The 21,086-nt window shown below is 43.7% G+C and carries 16 protein-coding genes; 6 read left to right on the top strand and 10 right to left on the bottom strand.

Going from position 1 to position 21,086, the window contains the following annotated elements:
* The 3 genes from ntrR to F902_RS18225 all read right to left on the bottom strand — a co-directional run bounded on the left by ntrR (position 1) and on the right by F902_RS18225 (position 3,475).
* Entirely contained in the window at positions 1–756 is a 756-nt protein-coding gene (ntrR, locus tag F902_RS18240; protein WP_005205688.1) for an ADPR responsive transcriptional repressor NtrR, read from the bottom strand.
* Positions 757–1,084: 328 nt separating this feature from the next.
* Entirely contained in the window at positions 1,085–2,572 is a 1,488-nt protein-coding gene (locus F902_RS18230) for a nicotinate phosphoribosyltransferase (RefSeq protein ID WP_005205687.1), read from the bottom strand.
* A gap of 18 nt (positions 2,573–2,590) precedes the next feature.
* The gene (locus tag F902_RS18225) at positions 2,591–3,475 is read right to left on the bottom strand and encodes a phosphoribosyltransferase family protein (RefSeq protein ID WP_005205685.1); all 885 of its coding nucleotides are present in this window, start codon (positions 3,473–3,475) and stop codon (positions 2,591–2,593) included.
* A gap of 355 nt (positions 3,476–3,830) precedes the next feature.
* Here F902_RS18225 and F902_RS18220 point away from each other — a divergent pair, with 355 nt between their 5' ends.
* Entirely contained in the window at positions 3,831–5,006 is a 1,176-nt protein-coding gene (locus F902_RS18220) for a zinc-binding dehydrogenase (protein ID WP_005205683.1), read from the top strand.
* Positions 5,007–5,077: 71 nt separating this feature from the next.
* On the opposite strand, the gene F902_RS18215 is transcribed toward F902_RS18220, so the two are convergent.
* The 4 genes from F902_RS18215 to betI form a co-directional block, all read right to left on the bottom strand.
* The gene (locus tag F902_RS18215; protein WP_005205682.1) at positions 5,078–5,860 is read right to left on the bottom strand and encodes a TorF family putative porin; all 783 of its coding nucleotides are present in this window, start codon (positions 5,858–5,860) and stop codon (positions 5,078–5,080) included.
* Positions 5,861–5,926: 66 nt separating this feature from the next.
* Positions 5,927–7,621, bottom strand: coding sequence for a choline dehydrogenase (gene betA / locus F902_RS18210; protein ID WP_005205679.1), 1,695 nt, complete (start codon positions 7,619–7,621; stop codon positions 5,927–5,929).
* 90 nt (positions 7,622–7,711) lie between these two features.
* The gene (gene betB / locus F902_RS18205; RefSeq protein ID WP_005205677.1) at positions 7,712–9,184 is read right to left on the bottom strand and encodes a betaine-aldehyde dehydrogenase; all 1,473 of its coding nucleotides are present in this window, start codon (positions 9,182–9,184) and stop codon (positions 7,712–7,714) included.
* Positions 9,177–9,803, bottom strand: a complete 627-nt coding sequence (betI, locus tag F902_RS18200) for a transcriptional regulator BetI (protein WP_004804724.1) — start codon at positions 9,801–9,803, stop codon at positions 9,177–9,179. Before betI ends, betB begins: the two co-directional genes overlap by 8 nt.
* A 264-nt stretch (positions 9,804–10,067) precedes the next feature.
* Between betI and F902_RS18195 the strand changes: the two genes are divergently transcribed.
* The gene (locus F902_RS18195) at positions 10,068–11,678 is read left to right on the top strand and encodes a BCCT family transporter (RefSeq protein WP_005205675.1); all 1,611 of its coding nucleotides are present in this window, start codon (positions 10,068–10,070) and stop codon (positions 11,676–11,678) included.
* Between the two features lie 117 nt (positions 11,679–11,795).
* Positions 11,796–13,856 carry a choline transporter gene (locus tag F902_RS18190; protein WP_005205674.1) on the top strand — a complete coding sequence of 687 codons (2,061 nt, stop codon included), beginning with the start codon at positions 11,796–11,798 and terminating at the stop codon, positions 13,854–13,856.
* 50 nt (positions 13,857–13,906) lie between these two features.
* Here the strand turns inward: F902_RS18190 and F902_RS18185 are convergent, their stop codons facing one another.
* The 3 genes from F902_RS18185 to mqo form a co-directional block, all read right to left on the bottom strand.
* Positions 13,907–14,362, bottom strand: coding sequence for a hypothetical protein (locus F902_RS18185; RefSeq protein WP_005205672.1), 456 nt, complete (start codon positions 14,360–14,362; stop codon positions 13,907–13,909).
* 37 nt (positions 14,363–14,399) lie between these two features.
* Complete coding sequence (locus tag F902_RS18180; protein ID WP_005205670.1) at positions 14,400–15,641, bottom strand: MFS transporter; 1,242 nt, start codon at positions 15,639–15,641, stop codon at positions 14,400–14,402.
* Between the two features lie 79 nt (positions 15,642–15,720).
* A complete protein-coding gene (gene mqo / locus F902_RS18175) occupies positions 15,721–17,361 on the bottom strand; it encodes a malate dehydrogenase (quinone) (RefSeq protein WP_005205668.1) in 1,641 nt (546 codons plus the stop codon).
* A gap of 617 nt (positions 17,362–17,978) precedes the next feature.
* On the opposite strand from mqo, the gene F902_RS18170 reads away from it, so the two are divergent.
* The 3 genes from F902_RS18170 to F902_RS18160 all read left to right on the top strand — a co-directional run bounded on the left by F902_RS18170 (position 17,979) and on the right by F902_RS18160 (position 20,627).
* The gene (locus F902_RS18170) at positions 17,979–18,992 is read left to right on the top strand and encodes a DUF1852 domain-containing protein (protein WP_005205667.1); all 1,014 of its coding nucleotides are present in this window, start codon (positions 17,979–17,981) and stop codon (positions 18,990–18,992) included.
* A gap of 27 nt (positions 18,993–19,019) precedes the next feature.
* Positions 19,020–20,048 (top strand): methionine synthase, encoded by a 1,029-nt coding sequence (locus tag F902_RS18165; RefSeq protein WP_043540958.1) that lies wholly within the window; start codon positions 19,020–19,022, stop codon positions 20,046–20,048.
* Positions 20,049–20,135: 87 nt separating this feature from the next.
* Positions 20,136–20,627 carry a flavin reductase gene (locus F902_RS18160; protein ID WP_005205662.1) on the top strand — a complete coding sequence of 164 codons (492 nt, stop codon included), beginning with the start codon at positions 20,136–20,138 and terminating at the stop codon, positions 20,625–20,627.
* Positions 20,628–21,086 lie beyond the last annotated feature (459 nt).

Raw genomic sequence — 21,086 nt, 5'->3', positions numbered from 1 at the left:
TTAGCTCTTTTCATTTTCAGCGTTGTTGCGTGGCGTTTCCAACATACGTGGAAAGGTGAAGTTATAATTTTCCAGTGCATAGCGAAACAATTGAGCAGGGCGCTTGCCGACAATTTTTTGCTGTCCCGTTTCTTCAACTGCACCTGCTTCCTGCATACGCCGTCTGAATGATTTTTTTTCTAATGTATGACCTAAAATAATTTCATAAATGGTTTGTAATTCGGTCAGGGTAAAAAGCTCAGGCATGAGACTGGCGGGTAGAGCGGTGTAACGGGTTTTATTGCCAAGGCGATCATAAGCGAGTTGGAGTAGCTGTTGATGATCAAAAGCTAAATCCAGCTGTAATGCCTGATCGATTGGAAGCCATTGACTATGCTCAGTGGTGTGACTTGCTTGAATTTCGAATTTGTCAAAATCAATCAGGGCAAAATATAAAGCGGTAATGGACCAGCCGCGTGGATCACGATGTTGATTGCCAATGGTTTCGACTTGTTCTAGGTAAGGGGAATGAATCCCTGTTTTTTCAAGTAGTTTGCGGTGGGCTGTTGCCATTAAGTCTGGGTCGGTTTTTAAATCGACAAAACCACCTGGTAGCGCCCATTTGCCTTTTTCGGGAAAGTTGGAGCGCTGAATCATTAAGACCTGTAATTGACCTTTTGCCACAGAAAAAATTGCCATATCGACTGTAAACAGTGGGGTGTCATAGTCTGTTTTTCGGTAGTGGGCAAGGTATTCCTGTTCGGACGTATAGGTCATTTGGCGTTATCTCATGGATGAGTGAGTCAAGTATAAAGGTTTTTATAGATTTGAATGTGCTGTTTATAAATGAAAAATAGTTCTGCTTGTTTCGGCATAGCAACATTCGTCATCGAGAAATCAAAACTTTTGTGTATTGGCAATTGCATACTTTTGGGGATAAGGCCTAAGCAAAAACTGTTCATTGCTGCGGTTAGTTGATGCTGCATCCTGAGCCCAGTTCAAAATAGCATTCTGAATTTCGTGCAAGATTGTTAAATGCGCGGCATCCATGCCGCCTGTCATGATGTAACGTAGATGAACTGCAAATTAGAGGTCTTGATATTGCTTAGACCAATCTCTCCCGAATTTGATCAAGCGAGCATTCTCTTAACAATTGACCATTTTCAAATACTGTTTGCAGTGCCCCCATCTTCTCCTGTTCAAAGCTTTGTTGATCAAAGAGCTCAAAACCATTTTCGGTTTGTTCAACCCGTAATAAGCCCTTGGCTGATTTCTTAACACCCGAGTCGGTCACTGGGTCTTTAAACAGTTCGCGACCGACGCCATTGACCTGTCCCCAAGTGGCTTTTACCGCAAAACCAAAGCTATCGCGAGTCAAATAGTTATAGGTATAGCTGCCAATTCCAAAAACCAGATTGTTGGAAGCAAAGCCTTTGGCTTCCAAACCGTTTAAGATATTTTGTGCACGTTCTAGGGTAATTGAGTCACCATAGATTAAGCCAACACGCTCATTTAGTACTTTATAGCCTTGCGCTGTTTCGGTACCACCAAAAATCTCCCATAAACATTGCACTGCACCTTTATAAGCGGGACTATCTCGCTCTGCATCAGGATCGCCACAGATAATTTTCACGGGATCACCTGAGTCGGGACGAAACACCACTTTGGCGAGTCCGAGGGCATTCGGTTGGCGTTTTAAAATCTCTGCTTTTAATTCCACGCTAAACTCGGTAATCACACGCCAGAAATCCCAAGTATCTGAGACGATACTGACCACACCGGTAGGATAGAGTTCACAGATCAAACGTCTAAAGGTCTCGATTTCACTTTCTTCACTGCCCATACACATTACACTGTGTTCTGTTGCAGGCACTGAAACACCGACGACACCAGTGGCGTTATAATATTCTTCAGCATAGTCAATTGATGCAACTGAATCGGTACCGATAAAACTGGTCAAGTGCCCCACGCCTGATTGGGCTGCATCATAGATCCCACTCATCCCACGGCTACTAAAATCATGGCCTTGAACAGCAACAAAGTCTAAAGGTGCACCTGTTTTTTCTGCATATTGGGTCAACAAGCGTTTGTATTCATAGGCAATGCTGGCGGTGGTACAGCTTTTCCAGAGTTCGGCACTGAGCACGGTTTCAATATAGTTGGTTAACCAAAAGAAATTCGGATCAGTATTGATGATGGTCAATACTGGTACTTTGATATTGACGCGGCTACCTTCTGGCAAGGCTTTAATTTTTAATGGTAAATAACCAAGATCGTGCAAGGCTTCGATGTGCTCGACGGGCACAGCACCTTCACCTAAAGCGTTGTCCATACGGCGTTTATAGGCTGCCACCACTTTGGCTTTAGCTTGATTGAAGAAGCCTTCATTCCAAGTTTCAATCAGAAAGTGTTTGATAAAGCCTTGCAGACCAAAGAACACAATCTTGTCATCAAAGTCAGGCAGCATTTTGGCTAAACGTGATGAACGCGGGGTAAAGTTGGCATAGACGTATTCAGTTCCCACTGGATACTGGCGACGGTGGTCTGCTTTATAGAAATCAATTGCATTGAGTGGGTTAATTTTAATACTCATTTTTATCGGCCTTTTGCTTTAATCTTGATTTTGAAAATTGATGATGTTGAGTTTGCTTGCTTCTGCTTGTGGCAGGCTATTGCTGGTAAAGAGCTGATCGACCAAGCCATCAAATACCGCGAGACCTTTGCTAAAAATGCCATGGGTGACATACAAAATAATGTTTTGGCAATTTAGGCTGCGTAGTTGTTTGGCAATACCAATAAAGGTGGCACCACCATCGCAAATATCATCGGTGATCACGGCTGTTTTTCCTGTCAAATCAGGGCTATCCACCGCCGTTGTGCTAATTTTTCCAGTGCTTGGATCGCGTTTCTTTTCACAGTGAATCACGTCAATGGTCTGTTGGCGTTGCGGATTGATGCCGTTTGCAATCGCTTGGGTGCGTTGTGTTGCGCCTGCATCAGGGCAGATCAATACCGTATTGTCGGCGCTTAAAATCTGCATCAATGCTGGGCTTTGCTGGATAATCTCAATCGGTTCGATATTGATCACCGTTTGGAAGCTGGTATTTTTGCGTAACAGCTCAAGCGTCACTGGGCTATGACAATCCCACACCACAATTTTCTGACGTTGTCCTGCAAATTTTTCGCTATTGCTATTCAATAGCTTGGTCATTAAATCTAGAGAGAAGGCCTGACCTTGTGCACAGATACGGTCTTGACGTGCATAGGGAAAATAAGGGATTTCCACCGAAAGGCGAGTGCCTTGTTGCAGTAACACATTTTCCAGTAATAGATAATCCATCACATCAGTGCTGTTTTGTAGTGAGGCTTTGATCTGCGTGTCAGCTTGTAATTGGTTCAATAACTCAGGTTGTAGTTGAATATGACGTTCACCACCTGAAAACTGCAAAAACTCGATGGGAACATTGGCTTGAGCTGTCATAAGTTGAATCGTCATTTTTAGTTTCTCTTTTATAGTGGCTTAAAGCCAGTAAATATATAGTGTCATAAAGACACTATTAAATGCAAGGTTTAAATCTGATTGTTTTAATAAAAATAGGGAAGCAATTTAGAAAAATAGATTCATCTATTTGAAGTTAAAAGAGAATAATTTTTAAACTTTTTTTGAATCAATTGAGCGATTTTAAAATACATCATTTGCTGACTTTATTACTGCGATATATTGATATTTAGGTCATAGTTTTTGACAATTATCCTTGTCAGGATTGAGTCATGTGTTGTTTGCTTGGTACAGCAACGGGTCAAAGTGCTAAAAGCGAACAATGGGAATAAAACAAAAAGGAAAGCATCCTATGAAATCTCTGATTTGTCATAACGCTGAGTTAAAACTGGAAGACAGCCTTCAATTGGTTCCTGCGAAGGGGCAAGTCTTACTTGAAGTGGTACGTTGTGGTATCTGTGGTTCTGATTTACACATGCAACATCACTGCGATCATATGCATGATTTGGCAGCGCGAGTTGGCTTTAATGGGGTGGCAAAGTCCTCGGATAAATTGGTTTTCGGGCATGAGTTCTGCGGCAAAGTCTTGGATTACGGCCCAAAAACACGCCGTAAATTGAAAGCCGATACTTTGGTTTGTGCTATGCCTTTATTAAATGTCGATCCACAAGGCTATGTGCCGACAGGGCTGTCACCGAGTGCTTCAGGTGGTTATGCAGAACAGGTCTTGGTGCAATCCAGTCTGATGTTTGAAGTGCCGAATGGTTTAGATGCGGACAGTGCCGCACTGACTGAGCCGATGGCTGTTGCGCTGCATGCAGTACGTCGTAGTCGAATCAAGAAAAATGAGCCTGCCATCGTGATTGGCTGTGGCCCTGTCGGTTTGGGTGTGATTATTATGCTCAAAGCAGCGGGTGTCAAAACCGTAGTCGCCAGTGATTTTTCACCGAATCGCCGTCGCTTGGCCGAGCAGTGTGGTGCAGATATCTTGATTGACCCTAAACAGCAATCGCCATTTAGCAGTTGGAAAGAGCTTGGCTTATTAGGCAATGTCTCAGAAGCGATTAATATGGGCATGGGGATTTTTGATAAGGTTCAGACCTACTCATTACCGTGGGTGAATGCCATGCGTGTCGGGGATAAACTCGGGTTACTGCCAAAACGTCCGGTGATTTTTGAGTGCGTGGGTGTGGCTGGGATTATGCAGCAGATCTTGGAAGGTGCACCGCTATTCTCACGTATTGTTGGGGTGGGGGTTTGTATGCAAAGTGACAAGATCGAACCTGCGTTGGCGATCAATAAAGAATTGGAAATCCAGTATGTGCTGGGTTATACCCCACTTGAGTTCCGTGACACCCTGCATATGATTGCGGAAGGTAAAGTTGATTGTTCACCATTGATCACGGGTGTGGTCGGTTTGGAAGGCGTCGGCAATGCTTTTGAGGCGCTGCGTGATCCAGAGCAACATGCCAAAATTCTGATTGATCCAAAACGTGCAGGTTCAACGATTGAACTGATCAAGCCTTAATATCCAAGATTTTAAAAAGCCGCTTGCAGTGAAGCGGCTTTTTTATGTCAGAAGACTTGATCTAGCTAGGATTAGAAACTTTTAGTCAATGACAGGGTCACAGTTGAATCAATTGGATTGGAGACTTTGGCGTTGGGATTACCATTGCTGTATTGCTGATAAAAACCGTCTTTATCCCATGCTTTGCTATAGGTCAAACTGCTTGAAAGGCTGTATGGCAGTTCTTTGTTGACAGCAAAACTGACATCTTGGAAGCTGGCTGCAGAAAAGTTTTTAATGCGTTGATTACCATAATGGGCATCGACAGACCAACCTTGCGTAATCGGTTGGTGCCAATTGACATCCAAATAGCCTGAACCACGTGAATGCTTATTGTTACCGACGCCTAAGGTATCCGAGTTATTGCCGAAATAATCTTGGGTATAGGTCATCGCATATTTAACGCTAAGCGGCCCATAGCTAATCTCAGGGATAATTTCCCCATAATCAAAACGGGTATTGCCGGTATCCGCAGTGGTTTTTGCCCCAGGATAATAGTAATAGGCGACTTTGGTACCAATAGTTAAATCACCAAAACTGCGGCTATAACCCGTATATACATCCCACTCGACCGAGGCATCACGAATAAAATGATCACTTACCGTCGATGCCCAAGTCCCTGCATAAAAACCGTTGGCATGGTTGTAATCCAGTCCACCTTGTAAGGCAGGTTTACCCCAAGTTTGTTGAAAACCGCGAGAAACGTATTGACTGGCCGCAGTGATATTGGCCGAGTAGGGTGAGGTGGTTTCAGTGGCGTGGGTGCTTTGAAAATAAAAAGCCAAAGGTGCAATTAAAAATAAGGTTTTTTTCATCATTTCTCCCTGAATGAAGTAAAACCCGAAGCTCAGCTTCGGGTATCCCCTAAAGGAATTTCTTGCTTATTGTATTGGACGTAATGGCGCTTGACGTACAGGTGCTGTACCCGCTTTGTAATAAGCCGCGTCAGAACGAGGGAGTTTTTGACCACGGATTTGATCGGCAATTTTTTCTGCGATCATAATCGTGGTGGCATTCAAGTTACCGGTAATGATCAACGGCATAATTGAGGCATCGACTACACGTAAGCCTTGTACGCCGTGAACACGACCTTGACCATCAACCACCGCCATGTCGTCTTCACCCATTTTGCAGCTACATGAAGGATGGAATGCTGTTTCCGCGTGGGTGCGTACGAATTCATCTAGTTCTGCATCCGTTTGGATATGTTTACCCGGACTGATTTCCTCACCACGATACGGATCAAGTGCAGGTTGCGCCATAATTTCACGAGTGATACGGATCGCGTCACGAAATTCACGCCAGTCTTGTTCAGTTGACATGTAGTTGAACAGAATACTTGGATGCTCAAACGGATCTTTTGATTTCAGCTTAATGCGACCACGTGACGGTGAGCGCATTGAACCGACATGCGCTTGGAAGCCATGCTCTTTTACTGCATTACTACCGTTGTAGTTAATCGCAACAGGTAAGAAGTGATACTGGATATTCGGCCAGTCAAACTCTTCCGAGCTACGGATAAAACCACCCGCTTCGAACTGGTTGCTTGCACCCACACCTGTGCCATTGAATAACCATTCAGCACCGATTGCAGGCTGGTTGTACCATTGCAAGGCAGGGTAGAGTGATACTGGTTGCTTGCATTGATATTGCAAGTACATTTCCAAGTGGTCTTGCAGGTTCTCACCCACACCCGGCAAGTCATGCACGACATCAATATCCATCGATTTCAGGAAGTTGCTTTCACCCACACCTGAGCGTTGCAAGATTTGTGGCGATGCAATCGCACCTGCACAGAGCAAGACTTCACGTTTCGCTTGTGCCTGTTTCATATTGGCTTGGTCTGCGCCAATAATATATTCCACACCCACTGCCTGTTTTTGATTAAACAAGATTTTATTGGTGGTGGCATGGGTGACGATGGTTAAATTCGGGCGACCTTTGGCCATATCTAAATAACCACGGGCAGTACTTGAGCGACGACCTTTTGGGGTCACAGTACGGTCCATTGGGCCAAAGCCTTCTTGTTGATAACCATTTAAGTCATCGGTACGTGGATAACCTGCCTGTACGCCTGCTTCAACCATGGCATGGAACAAGACATTGTTGCCATTTTTAGGGGTTGCGACGGATACAGGACCTTGGTCACCGTGGTAGTCATTACCACCGATATCACGAGTTTCAGCTTTTTTGTAGTACGGCAAGCAGTCTGCATAGGTCCAGTCTTCCAGACCTTTCATGGTTGCCCACTGATCCAGATCCATGGCATTACCACGGATATAGCACATGCCATTAATCAATGAAGAACCACCTAAGCCCTTACCACGACCACATTCCATACGGCGATTGTTCATGTGTGGTTCAGGATCGGTTTCATAGGCCCAGTTATAGCGACGGCCTTGTAAAGGAAAAGCCAAAGCGGCTGGCATTTGAGTACGGAAATCTAAACGGTAGTCTGGGCCACCGGCTTCCAAAAGTAAAACAGTCACGTCTTTGTCTTCAGTCAGACGTGTTGCGAGCACATTTCCGGCAGATCCTGCGCCAATGATAATGTAGTCATATGCTTGAGTATTCATCGTTATCCCTTTTCTATTCTTGAGGATGCCGAGGCAATCATGGGATTGCTCGGCATTGAGGATTAATTTTGAGGGTGAAAGCTGAGTGCATTAGAAAATGCTGTGATATTCACCTAACTCAACTTGAACAGATTTGATACGGGTGTAATGGCCTAAAGTGGTTAAGCCATTTTCACGGCCAACACCAGATTGCTTGTAGCCACCCACTGGCATTTCCGCAGGCGATTCGCCCCAGGTATTGATCCAGCAGATACCTGCTTCAAGTTGATGAATCATACGATGTGCTTTAGTGATGTCTTGGGTTACCACACCTGCAGCTAGGCCAAAGGTGGTGTCATTGGCACGACGGATCACTTCTTCCTCAGTTTCATAGCTGAGAATGCTCATCACTGGGCCAAAGATTTCTTCTTGTACAATCGCCATATCATCTTGGCAGTGGCTGAATACCGTCGGGAGTACATAAGCACCTTTGGCAAGATCGCCTTCAGTGGCACGGCCACCACCGATTAATAGTTTTGCACCTTGCTGTTTGCCTGACTCAATGAAAGACAATACTTTTTCCATATGCGGAAAACTGGTGAGAGGTCCGAAGTTGGTTTGCTCAGCCATCGGATCGCCGATACGGATGCGTTTTACCCGTTCTACAACCGCTGCTTCAAAATCCGCAAGCAAGGCTCTGGGTACAAACACACGGGTACCATTGGTACAGACTTGACCCGAGCTAAAGAAGTTTGCCATCACTGCGATATCCGCAGCACGGTCGAGGTTGGCATCATCACAAATAATCAGCGGTGATTTACCACCCAGCTCCATGGTCACTTCTTTCAAAGTCGAACCCGCGGCACTGGCCATCACTTTCTTGCCAGTTTCTACACCACCCGTGAACGAGATTTTTTCAATCACAGGATGCTCAGTCAGCCATTGACCGATATCACGACCCGCACCTTGGACCACGTTAAATACGCCGTCTGGTACGCCCGCTTCGGTATAGATTTCAGCAAGTTTAAATGCAGTCAGTGGGGTGGTTTCGCTTGGTTTGAAAATCATGGCATTACCCGCTGCTAGGGCAGGCGCAGATTTCCACATTGCGATTTGAATTGGATAGTTCCAAGCACCGATACCAGCCACTACACCGAGGGGTTCACGACGAGTATAAAAGAAGCTTGATTCGCGCAGTGGCACTTGCTCGCCTTGAATCGCGGTTGCAAGACCTGCGTAGTATTCGAGTACATCTGCGCCTGTTACGATATCCACAGTTGAGGTTTCGCTATAGGCTTTACCGGTATCGAGGGTTTCGAGCTGGGCAAGTTCATCATTACGTTCACGTAAGATATCAACTGCACGACGTAAGATGCGTGAACGCTCCATCGCCGTCATCGCTGCCCAGATTTTTTGGCCTTGTTGTGCGCTTTGAACAGCCGCTTCAATGTCTTGTTGTGAGGCTTGTTGAAGTGTTGCGATCACTTCACCGTTGGCAGGGTTAATGCTGTTAAATGTTTTGCCACTGGTCGCTGCGACATAACGTCCGTGGATATATAACTGGTGAACTTGTGCATCACTCATTCTGTTTCTCCTGCAAAGGCTTGTTCGCAAATTGAATTTGCGTTTTTACATAATCGTAAGCAATGGAACGGGCCAGTTGGCTGTCAAACTCGTCGTGACTACTTAAACTGCCGCGTAACCATAATCCGTCAATCAAAGCTGCTAATCCGCGAGCAGCGATGCTTGCCTGTTGTTTATCATCGACCAACATAAGAAAATAATGTTTCAAGTTGGAATACAGGCGTTGATCATTAATTCGTTGTAAACGTCCAAGTTCGGGAAGGTGCATACTGGCAGACCAAAAGTCTAACCAGACCCGCATGGCTTGTTTGTTGACCTGACTGATATCGAAGTTGGAATCAATAATGGCCTTGATCTGGCTTTCTGGATGCGTATCTGCTTCGGCTTTGTATTGGTCAGTCTTTTGACGCAAAACGTTGAGCATTTCTTGCATACAGGTATTGATCAATCCCTGTTTGTCACCGAAATAGTGGCTCACAATACCAGTCGATAGTTCGGCCTTTTTTGCAATCTGTGCAATGGTGGTATTGGATAACCCCACTTCAGAAATTACATAAAATGCGGCGCTAATAATTTCTTCACGTCGCACATGCTCTGGTTTTACTCTACGCTTTGTCATGCTTATCCATTTAAAGCCCTGCCAAGGTGCTTTTTATTCAACATTTCTCGATGTAGAGCATCATAACATTTTTTTATCATACTTTTTATTGATTGAACGTTCAATCAATAAAAAGTATAATCTGTAAAAATCAATGAATTTTTGATTGGAAAGAATAGAAGTAGCGTAATAAATCAAAGATTCTTATGGATAAGGCGATAAGCAGAATTGAACACTTATCACATTATTTTTTAAGAAAAAACACCAATTGCAAGGAGCAAGAACATGGTGTCAGAAAGTAATGAAGGGTCCCCATCTGAACCTATACGTTTAAATTTGTTTGTTTTTTGGAGCTCCGCAATCAGTATCGGCATTTTTGGCCTATTGTTTGTGTTGTTTCCACAGCGCAGTCAGTTCTGGTTAACCTATATACAAGGGCAGGCCAATCAATTGTTTGGTTGGTATTACATGCTGGTAATCGTGGTTTGTTTAGGTTTTGTTGCTTGGCTGGCCTTTTCTCGGGTTGGGCAGATTCCATTAGGCAAAGATGATGATAAACCTGAGTTTGGCTATTTGGCTTGGGTGTCGATGCTGTTTTCCGCAGGAATCGGGATTGCCTTGCTCTATTACGGTGTAGCTGAACCCGTTGACCATTTTATTCGACCGCCAGAAGGTCAGGGTGGAACCATTCAAGCCGCACGTGATGCCATGATGTATAGCTTTTTACATTGGGGCATCCATGGTTGGGTGTTGTATGCCTTATTAGGTGTGACACTCGGTTATTTTGCTTTTCGTCAGAATTTGCCATTGGCGTTGCGCTCTGCACTGTATCCAATCTTTGGTGAACGTATTCATGGTTTGATTGGTGATTTTGTTGATGGTTTTGGGATTTTGGCCACGGTCATTTCTCTGGTCACCAACCTTGGTATTGGTGCTTTGGTGCTGGTCTCGGGCGTGCATTATCTCTTACCTGAAATTCCAAACAATCAAACCACACTGATTACGGTGGTGTTGCTGATGATGTCAGTGGCGACCATTACCACCGTGGTTGGAATTGAAAAGGGCTTGGCGTGGTTGTCGCGTATTAATCTGCGTTTACTCTATGCCTTATTGTTATTTGTGTTTTTAACAGGCCCTACCAATCATTTACTCAATGGTTTGGTGCAGAACATGGGCGATTATCTCGATCATTTTCTGGCAAAAAGCTTTGATATGTATCTCTATAACAGCAAAGCAGGTGAGTGGCTAGGTTCATGGACGGTGTTCTATTGGGCATGGTGGATTGCATGGGCGCCATTCGTGGGCATGTTTATTGCGCGTATTTCCAAAGGCCGTACCATTCGCGAAGTAGTGTTGGGTGTCTGTCTGATTCCGCTCGGTTTTACCTTGGCTTGGATCTCGATTTTTGGCAACACTGCAATCTATTTTATTCTGGAACAGAAGCAAAAAATCCTCGGTGACTTGGTGCTGACAGACCCTGCTTTGTCCTTATTTAAGCTTCTCGAATTTTTACCGTTCAATCCCTATATTGCTGGGATTGTTGTTGTGATTTGTTTCGTATTGTTTTTGACCCCTGTGGGTTCTGGTACACTCATGATCGCAAATCTGTCCTCGAAAGGGGGTAGCAATGAAAGTGATTCACCGATTTGGTTGAGAATTTTCTGGTCTGTGGTGATTACCATTGTCAGTATCGGCCTGCTGTTGGCAGGGAGTTTTCACTCCATGCAAAGTGCGGTGGTGCTGTGTGGTTTACCATTCTCCGTTATTATTTTGCTCTACATGTTTGGCCTTGCCAAAGCATTAAAACAGGATCAATTCAGTCCTATACCACCGCAAGTGATAACGCAGGACACTCCGCCATCACACGTTATCACGGATAAATCAGAAACATTGTAATTCGGGCGAATGACTTTTATTTTTCATTTTTTATTCATTCAAGTCTTTTCATTGATTGAACGATGAAAAGACTTGAATGAATATTTTCTTTTTCTTCTCTAATTCCTTGAGGATTGTATGGCAACAGATAATCCAAGAGCGGTTGATGATGCTACATTAGCGAATAAAGACCATTTAAATCGTGTGGTCTTTTATGTTTCAGCTCTACTTATTTTAACATTTGCACTGGTTACGATTTTTTTTAATGACTTTGCCAACCACTTACTTAATGTGGTGCTGGCTTGGGTCAGTGATAAATTTAGCTGGTATTACCTCTTAGCCGCAACGCTGTATCTGATTTTCGTGATCTTTATTGCCTGCTCGCGTTATGGTGATATCAAACTGGGTCCGAAGCACTCCAAACCTGAATTTAGCCTACTGAGTTGGTCGGCCATGCTGTTCGCAGCAGGGATCGGCACAGACTTAATGTTCTTCTCGGTGGCTGAGCCGCTGTCTCACTATATGAATCCCCCAGTGGGCGAAGGTCAAACCTATGAAGCGGCCCGTCAAGGCATGGTCTGGACGCTGTTCCACTATGGCTTAACCGGTTGGGGCATGTATGCGCTGGTCGGGATGGCATTGGGTTATTTTAGTTATCGCTATAACCTACCTCTGACCATTCGTTCTGCTTTATACCCGATCTTTGGTAATAAAATTGATGGGCCCATCGGGCATACCGTCGATACAGCCGCCGTTATTGGGACCATCTTTGGTATTGCCACCACCTGTGGTATTGCAGTGGTGCAGATCAATTATGGCCTGCATGTGCTGTTTGACGTACCTGAAAATCTATGGATTCAGATCGCCCTGATTGGCCTTGCTGTGATTGTCACGATTATTTCGGTGACGGCAGGGGTCAATAAAGGCATTAAGGTTTTATCCGAAATCAATATTTATGCCGCGATTGGCTTGATGTTATTCGTTCTGTTCCTTGGCAATACCGAATTCCTGCTCAATGCCTTGGTACAAAACTTTGGTGACTATATCAGCCGTTTCCCAAGCTTGGCCTTGGAAAGTTTTGCCTTTGATCGACCTAAAGACTGGATGAACAGTTGGACTTTGTTCTTCTGGGCATGGTGGGTAGCATGGTCGCCATTTGTGGGGCTGTTCTTGGCACGGATTTCACGTGGTCGTACCATTCGTGAATTCGTCTGCGGCACCTTGATCATTCCTTTATTGTTCACGATTACTTGGCTGTCTATTTTCGGGAATAGCGCCTTATATAACGTGATTTTTGAAGGCAATACTGCACTGGCACAAACCGTATTGACCGATCCTGCACATGGTTTTTATGACTTGTTAGCGCAATATCCGGGCTTTGCCTTTATTGCGGGGATCGCGACCATTACCGGCTTACTGTTTTACGTGACTTCAGCCGATTCAGGCGCATTGGTACTGGGTAACTTTACCACCAAGTTTTCCAATGTTGATAATGATGCACCACGTTGGCTTCGTATCTTCTGGGCAACTGCGATTGGCTTGCTCACCGTGGCGATGCTGATGGCCAATGGGATTACCGCACTGCAAAGTGCCACGGTGATCATGGGCTTACCGTTTAGCTTTGTGATGCTGTTGGTCATGGCGGGCTTATATAAATCCTTACGCTTAGAGGATTATCGTAAAGCCAGCCGTAGCCTGAATGCTGCGCCTGTGGTCGGAAACGTCGACATCTTGAACTGGAAACAGCGTTTGTCCCGTGTCATGCATCATCCGGGCAGTAGTGAGACTCAACGCATGCTCGATAGCGTATGTAAGCCTGCAGTACAGACCGTGGCAGATGAGTTGGTCAAGCGTGGCATGAATGTCGAAGTGACGCAGGGGGAAGTTGAAGAAAGCGAGAGCCTGTATCATCTTGACCTCACTATTTATATCGAAGAAGAACATAACTTCGTGTATCAGATCTGGCCGGTACGTTATATCGCACCGACCTTTAGTGAGCGTGGTAAACGCGGTAAGCAGTTCTATTACCGTCTGGAAACTTTCTTATATGAAGGCTCTCAGGACAATGACTTGGTTGGATATACCAAAGAACAGGTGATTAATGACATCTTGGATAAGTATGAACGGCATATGACCTTCTTGCATATCAATCGCATTAGTCCCGGTAACCGTCCTTTGTATCCCGATTCACAAGATTAATTGTGGCAATAAAAAACCTCACGTCATGTGAGGTTTTTTTATGTGCTGAATTATAGGGCACCGTATTTTTGCCAAGTCTCACCTGTTTCATAAGGGGCATAATGGCTTTTCAGCTCGTGCAGAGACTGGCTTTGATAAATTGCAAAGATGATCATAATCAAAAACAGGCTGATCAACTTAATGGCGCGTTTATTTTTATATTCGCCTGAATAGAGATAGAAAATACAATAGAAGGCAATCATCAGATAGGTACAAAACAGCGAGTTAAACACTAGATAGACCAGCAATACGGCAGTGATGGCCAAGGCAATTCGATTCTTTAAGATGTTTGGACGCAAGCTCAGAATATTTAAAATTAAAAGACCGAATGAGGTCCAAAACAGATAGGCATGACCGCCAATCACCACAATATAGGTCGATTGTAGCCACAGCAGGACCAGCCATACAAAGACGGAAAAAATAATAAATTTAGAGAGGCCTGAAGACGCGGGCAAAGTGTGTTTCATATGATATTGGTTTTTTAAATAGCTGTTTGTTGGGGGATTAAAAACGAAACTTCAATAAATCTTTGGTTTTGATCTTGGTCAGTAGTACACAGAACAAAGACAGTGAACCACCAATCAACATTGCTGGCACCACGCTGAAAAAGCGTGTCATCACACTGGACTGCAATGCGCCCAGCTCATTACTGGACGTGACAAAGATGCCATTAATGGCAGCGACACGTCCAAGCATGTCTTTGGGTGGAATCAATTGCAGTATGGTTTGACGAATAATTATGTTGATGCTGTCACATGCCCCCATAATAATGAGAACTGCGATGGAAAAATAGAGGTGTCTGGTAACAGCAAATAACAAGGTGCATAGCGCAAAGCCTGTGACGGCAATCAGCATGATCTGCCACGGTCTGGATTTGGGTGGGTAACGCACCAAGATCAGCATCATGATCAAGCCACCAAATGCAGGCGCAGCACGTAATAGACCAAAACCATCGGCACCGACATGCAAAATATCTTGGGCAAAAATGGGCAGCAGCGCGATGATGCCGCCAAAGAAAACAGAGCCGAGATCGAGAAACATCGCCCAAAAAATAATTTTGGTTCTAAAAATAAATTGTAGTGCGTCTTTTAGACTCTGAGTTACCGACGCCGTTTGGATTTGTGGGAAATCGCGTTTCTGCAAGCACCACAGTGCCATACTACCGATCAGAAAAAGCGCCACAATCACGGCAAAAGTAATATCCAAATTGAGATGGGCCAACAGGAAACCGCCCATCACGGGTGCCAGTATGCCGCAAGCTTGCCAGCACATGCTGGTCCATGTCGCTGCATTGGTATACAAATGCTCGGGTACGACAAAAGGACGTAAAGAATTAAAGCAGGGACTGTATATGCCGCGAATACAGCCAAATAAAAATAGAATACTCAAGCATGAGATTAATAATAAATTTGCACTGATGGTTTGAGTGTGGAAAAGATCAAAGCTGATCCACAAAGCAATCGATAAGGGGATGGCAAAGCTAAAGCTGATCTGCAAAATACGCTGCCGATTAAAACGGTCAGCAATATAACCACCCCACAAAGAGAGGACGAGAAAGGGCAAAAAATCCATGATCCCGACCAAGCCGAGGATAAGCGGATTCTTGGTAATTTGATACAGATAATACGCGATCAGGACTTCTTGAATCAGCACCGCAAAAGTCAGGCAGCATTGATTGATGGTCAATAACGTGAAGTCACGACTGGCAAATGCAGCAAAAGCAGAATGAGGTACAGCAGAGGACATAAGGCGTAGATTTAAAACATACAAATAAAGAAAAAGGGAAGAGCTGAAACTCCTCCCTTTTCGAGATGCTTAGCGTTACTTATTGAGCAACAGCTTCAGCTTTAACAACTTTCTTAGCAGGAACTAAGTTTGCTGGAGTCGTATAGTTCAAGCCCAAAGTTGAACTTGAGTACTGACGGATTTGATCTAACAACGCTGGATCGGTTGAAAGGTCTTTACCATAAGAACGTACGATTTCATGTAACTTAGCATTCCATACACCTTTGGTTTGCTCAGGGAATGCTTTTTCAAGCAAGTTAAGCATAATGTAAGGTGATGTAGACGCACCCGGAGAAGCACCTAACAATGCAGTTACAGACTTATCTTTAGATGCAAAGATTTCTGTACCGAATTGCAATTTAGCAGGTTTGCCCGGCTCTTTTTTGATGATCTGAACGCGTTGACCACCTTGTTGTAAATGCCAGTCTTTTGGATCAGCTTCAGGGTAGTATTTTTTCAACTCATTGAAACGATCTGCATCAGACATTAACACTTGGCTTACGAGGTACTGAACAAGATCAGCATTTTGCAGACCAATTGCAGCCATAGGCAACACGTTGTTTTTGTTGGTCGATGCAAGCAAATCAAGCTGTGAACCATTTTTCAGGAACTTGTTTGAATAAGTTGCGAATGGGCCAAACAACACATATTTTTTACCGTCGATATAACGAGTATCGATATGTGGAACAGACATCGGAGGCGCGCCAAGATCAGCACGACCATACACCTTAGCAGTGTGTTTTGCCGTTACTGCTGGGTTGTCAGTTACAAGGAACTCACCACCTACAGGGAAACCAGCATATTGTTGCGCTTCTGGTAAGCCAGTCATTTGCAATAATTTAATTGCAGCACCGCCCGCACCAATAAATACAAAACGTGTTTTCACATGATCAACTTTGCCAGATTTCAAATCTTTGAAAGCCACAGACCAAGTGTTGTCATCGTTTTTGCTGATGCCTGTCACTTCAGTTGAAGTGCTGAGTTTGAAGTTTGGACTCTTTTCAAGGTTGCCAATCAACTGCTTGGTGATTGCACCGTAGTTCACGTCAGAACCAACGTCCATACGAGTTGCAGCCACTTTTTGTTGAGGATCACGACCGTCCATCACCAATGGTGCCCATTGTTGAATTTCAGCTTTGTCCTCACTCATTTTCATACCAGCGAATAACGGGTTTTGAACCATGGCAGCATAACGCTTTTCCATGAAATTCACGTTATCGCCCCATACGAAAGCAATGTGTGGTACTGGGTTAATGAAGGTCGTTGGTGTTTCGAGTACACCTTGCTTCACTTGGTATGCCCAGAACTGTTTGGCAATTTCAAACTGACCTGCCACGTTTACAGCTTTAGAAATGTCCATTTTACCGTCTTTTTCTTCGGTATAGTTCATTTCCATAAAGCCTGAGTGGCCTGTACCCGCGTTGTTAAAACCGTTTGAACTTTCTTGTGCAACAGCATCAAGACGTTCATACATGCGGATATTCCAGTCGGGTTGTAACTCGTTGAGGTAAGTACCTAAAGTGGCACTCATGATCCCGCCGCCGATGAGTACAACATCGACAGTTGGTTCGTTACTGGTGGTTTTAATTGCCTTAGACGCAACTGGTCTAAAAAGAAAGGCAATTGCAATAATAATTAATACTACGAGTAGTACTAATAAATATTTCCAAAATTTTTTCATTCAATTTACCTTAAAAATTAAATGACGCTCTATATGACAAGCGATATAGAGAGAAAGAATTTAAATGATGATACAGGCGCAATAAAGGCACATCAGTACGGCAAGGGATCGCCTTAACACTGATGTTGAAGAAGTTAGTTCATGAATTTTACTTTAATTTAGACGGTATTTTGGTTGAACTAATGTTTCAAAATGTACAAATCAAGCCGACTTTGATGATTTATTGTGTGTAAAATGTAGAAAGTTCTAGTAAATCTTAGACTTATGGTTTAGAGAGATCAGTCACTATTTGACCAAATAGGATGATTTAGATAATAACAAAATGCGCAGTTAAGCATCAATGAGTGATGTAATCGAAGAGCGCAATGCCGCTTGGTATGATTTATATGCACCCTATGTTTTCTCCAGATCAGTCCGAAATCCCCTGAGCGATATTCATCTTTCTACGGGTCATCAACCGAGGATGCTGAGCCATTTTCATCTCAGCAAATTTATTAAAGTGAATTTCATTCATTTTCGACTTAGATTAAATCATTTTTATTCAGCTAATGATTGCGGTATAAATCACTCTATACAGAAATTTAGATTTATCTCAGAAATTAGGGTGGCGGATTAAAATGAGTAGCGCATTTAATTTTACGATCAAGAGTATTCGTTTTGATGAGAACTATTACCCATCAGAAAATACCCGTATTACAACCAACTTTGCCAATTTGGCTCGTGGTCAAAGCCGCCAAGAAAATCTGCGTAATACCCTAAAAATGATCGACAATCGTTTCAATACCTTGGCGCATTGGGATAATCCAGAAGGGGATCGTTATGCGGTCGAGCTTGAGATTATTTCTGTTGAGATGAAGGTTGAAGCGGGCACTGATAGCAATGCATTGCCTTTGATTGAAATTTTAAAAACCAATATTGTCGATCAAAAAACCAATGAACGGATTGAAGGTATTGTGGGAAATAACTTCTCTTCTTATGTGCGTGATTATGATTTCAGTGTGTTATTGCTTGAGCATAATAAAAATCAGTCTGGATTTAGCACACCAGAGAACTTCGGCGACTTACATGGCAACTTGTTTAAGAGCTTTATTGAGTCAGAGACTTACAAGGCAAACTTTAAAAAACCGCCTGTGATCTGCCTCAGTGTTTCCAGCAGCAAGGTCTATCAACGTACTGAAAACCAACATCCAGTATTGGGTACGGAATATCTGCAAGATGAATATTCATTAACGGATGAGTATTTCCAGAAAATGGGCTTAAAGGTGCGTTATTTCATGCCGCCAAATAGTGTTGCGCCGTTGGCCTTCTATTTCTCTGGGGATTTGTTGGCGGATTACAGCAATCTGGAATTGATCAGCACCATCAGCACCATGGAAAGCTTCCAGAAGATTTACCGTCCTGAAATTTACAATGCCAATTCAGTGGCAGGCAAATCGTATCAACCAAGTTTGAGCAACCAAGATTATTCACTGACTCGCATTGTATATGACCGCGAAGAACGTAGTCGTTTGGCGATTGAACAAGGGAAATTTGTTGAAGAACAATTTATTAAACCTTATCGAAATATTCTGGAACAGTGGTCTGCCAGTTATGCAGCACAAAGCAACTCGCAAAAAAGTTACGCGCACTAATTTATTGAAAATATAAGGTTATTGATGATGAAAAGATTATTACCAACGTCGACTGCGGGTAGCTTACCGAAACCGTCTTGGCTAGCAGAGCCTGAAAAGCTTTGGTCACCATGGAAATTGCAAGAGCAGGGTCTGATTGAAGGTAAACAGGATGCTTTACGTTTGTCTTTGCATGAGCAGCAAGTGGCGGGCATTGATATTGTCAGTGATGGCGAGCAAACCCGTCAGCACTTTGTGACGACATTTATTGAGCATCTTACGGGTGTTGATTTTGAGAAACGTGAAACGGTGCGCATCCGTAATCGTTATGATGCTAGTGTTCCGACTGTAGTCGGTGCTGTATCTCGTCAAAAGCCTGTTTTTGTTGAAGATGCCAAGTTCTTACGTCAGCAAACCAATCAACCAATCAAATGGGCGTTGCCAGGACCAATGACCATGATTGATACATTGTATGATGCACATTATAAAAGCCGTGAAAAATTGGCATGGGAATTTGCCAAAATCCTGAATGAAGAAGCCAAAGAGTTAGAAGCGGCGGGTGTAGATATTATTCAATTCGATGAACCTGCTTTTAATGTGTTCTTTGATGAAGTAAATGACTGGGGTGTGGCGACTTTAGAGCGTGCGCTTGAAGGTTTGAAATGTGAAACTGCGGTGCACATTTGCTATGGTTACGGCATTAAAGCCAATACAGACTGGAAAAAGACCCTCGGTTCTGAATGGCGCCAATATGAAGAGGCTTTTCCAAAGCTACAACAATCAAAACTTGATATCATCTCGCTCGAATGTCACAACTCGCGTGTGCCGATGGATCTGATTGAATTGATTCGCGGTAAAAAGGTAATGGTCGGTGCGATTGACGTGGCGAGCAACACGGTTGAAACGCCAGAAGAGGTTGCCGATACCTTACGTAAAGCACTTCAGTTTGTCGATGCAGATAAGCTGTATCCATCAACCAACTGTGGTATGGCACCTTTGGCGCGTGATGTTGCGCGTGGCAAGCTGAATGCATTAAGTGCAGGTGCAGAAATTGTTCGTCAAGAACTGCAAGGCTAAAATGCACTGATGTTGTGAGGTTGAAAGGGCGAGTATGCGCGCCCTTGATACCACCGCAAAGCTCGGGTTTAATTGAGGAATAAAGTGATGGTTGAAGCAACAGATTTTAGAGATGCAATGTCTTTACTCACCAGTGCAGTTAGTGTGATTACCACCACTGGCATGTCTGGTCGTTATGGCTTTACTGCATCTGCTGTATGTAGCGTCACAGATACGCCTCCGACTTTATTGGTGTGTATGAATCGGGCATCGAGTTCACATGTGCATTTCGTCGACAATAAAATCTTAAGTGTGAATGTGTTAAGCGCAGATCATCAACATATTTCTAAAGCCTTTTCGTCTAAGTTAAGTCCAGAAGAACGTTTTAAACACGGTGCTTGGTCAGAGTTGGAAACAGGTGCGCCTGTTTTGGATGATGCCTTAGTGAATTTCGATTGCGAGATTGATCAAATTCAGGAAGTGGGAACGCATACGATTTTTATTTGTCGTATTGTGGCGGTTCAACAAAGTGGACATGATCAAAGCTTGGTTTATTTTAATCGTGCTTATCACCAAGTGGGGCAAACTGAAGTCGCTTAAAGCATGATGCTTTAAGCCGATTGGTTGATTATTAAAATACATTTATATCATAATTTAAAAATAATAAACAATATAATTCATTGAAAAATAATAATAAAATCACTTTGGCCCAAAGTGTAACGTTGACACCCTTAAACTCACCGATTATTCTTTAAGCGCTGGCCTACATCGCCAGCCGGTTTTAGCAGACCGTTTCCTAAGTACATTGAAAAAATTCGTTTTTTTGATGTAGACTTGTTCGTCCCTCTTTTGTAGCGGTAGGGCGAAAGGGGGACGCCTTCGGGCGTGCTGATTCTTAGGTTCAGTCTGCTAACCCTCTTTCTCCCTGCCACCATAATCTTTATGTCTTGGCAGCGTTCCGAATTTTGTAGGAGTTGGCCATGCACTGTATTTTTATTCTTCTTCATTAGTCTTTGACGCCGTTTGATTGCCTTTAGGCTTTTCAAGCGCTGCTTTGTC

The sequence above is a fragment of the Acinetobacter higginsii genome, from assembly GCF_000369525.1.
Classification (GTDB): Bacteria; Pseudomonadota; Gammaproteobacteria; order Pseudomonadales; family Moraxellaceae; genus Acinetobacter; species Acinetobacter higginsii.
The sequence above is the reverse complement of the archived record's forward strand: the minus strand, read 5'-3'. Positions and strand labels throughout refer to the sequence as shown.

Coding starts and splice junctions, on each gene's coding strand:
- F902_RS18230 (WP_005205687.1), bottom strand. CDS start 2,572: ATGAGTATTAAAATTAACCCACTCAATGCAATTGATTTCTATAAAGCA.
- F902_RS18215 (WP_005205682.1), bottom strand. CDS start 5,860: ATGAAAAAAACCTTATTTTTAATTGCACCTTTGGCTTTTTATTTTCAA.
- F902_RS18180 (WP_005205670.1), bottom strand. CDS start 15,641: ATGTCCTCTGCTGTACCTCATTCTGCTTTTGCTGCATTTGCCAGTCGT.
- F902_RS18185 (WP_005205672.1), bottom strand. CDS start 14,362: ATGAAACACACTTTGCCCGCGTCTTCAGGCCTCTCTAAATTTATTATT.
- mqo (WP_005205668.1), bottom strand. CDS start 17,361: ATGAAAAAATTTTGGAAATATTTATTAGTACTACTCGTAGTATTAATT.
- F902_RS18220 (WP_005205683.1), top strand. CDS start 3,831: ATGAAATCTCTGATTTGTCATAACGCTGAGTTAAAACTGGAAGACAGC.
- F902_RS18165 (WP_043540958.1), top strand. CDS start 19,020: ATGAAAAGATTATTACCAACGTCGACTGCGGGTAGCTTACCGAAACCG.
- betI (WP_004804724.1), bottom strand. CDS start 9,803: ATGACAAAGCGTAGAGTAAAACCAGAGCATGTGCGACGTGAAGAAATT.
- F902_RS18195 (WP_005205675.1), top strand. CDS start 10,068: ATGGTGTCAGAAAGTAATGAAGGGTCCCCATCTGAACCTATACGTTTA.
- F902_RS18225 (WP_005205685.1), bottom strand. CDS start 3,475: ATGACGATTCAACTTATGACAGCTCAAGCCAATGTTCCCATCGAGTTT.
- F902_RS18170 (WP_005205667.1), top strand. CDS start 17,979: ATGAGTAGCGCATTTAATTTTACGATCAAGAGTATTCGTTTTGATGAG.
- betA (WP_005205679.1), bottom strand. CDS start 7,621: ATGAATACTCAAGCATATGACTACATTATCATTGGCGCAGGATCTGCC.
- F902_RS18160 (WP_005205662.1), top strand. CDS start 20,136: ATGGTTGAAGCAACAGATTTTAGAGATGCAATGTCTTTACTCACCAGT.
- betB (WP_005205677.1), bottom strand. CDS start 9,184: ATGAGTGATGCACAAGTTCACCAGTTATATATCCACGGACGTTATGTC.
- F902_RS18190 (WP_005205674.1), top strand. CDS start 11,796: ATGGCAACAGATAATCCAAGAGCGGTTGATGATGCTACATTAGCGAAT.
- ntrR (WP_005205688.1), bottom strand. CDS start 756: ATGACCTATACGTCCGAACAGGAATACCTTGCCCACTACCGAAAAACA.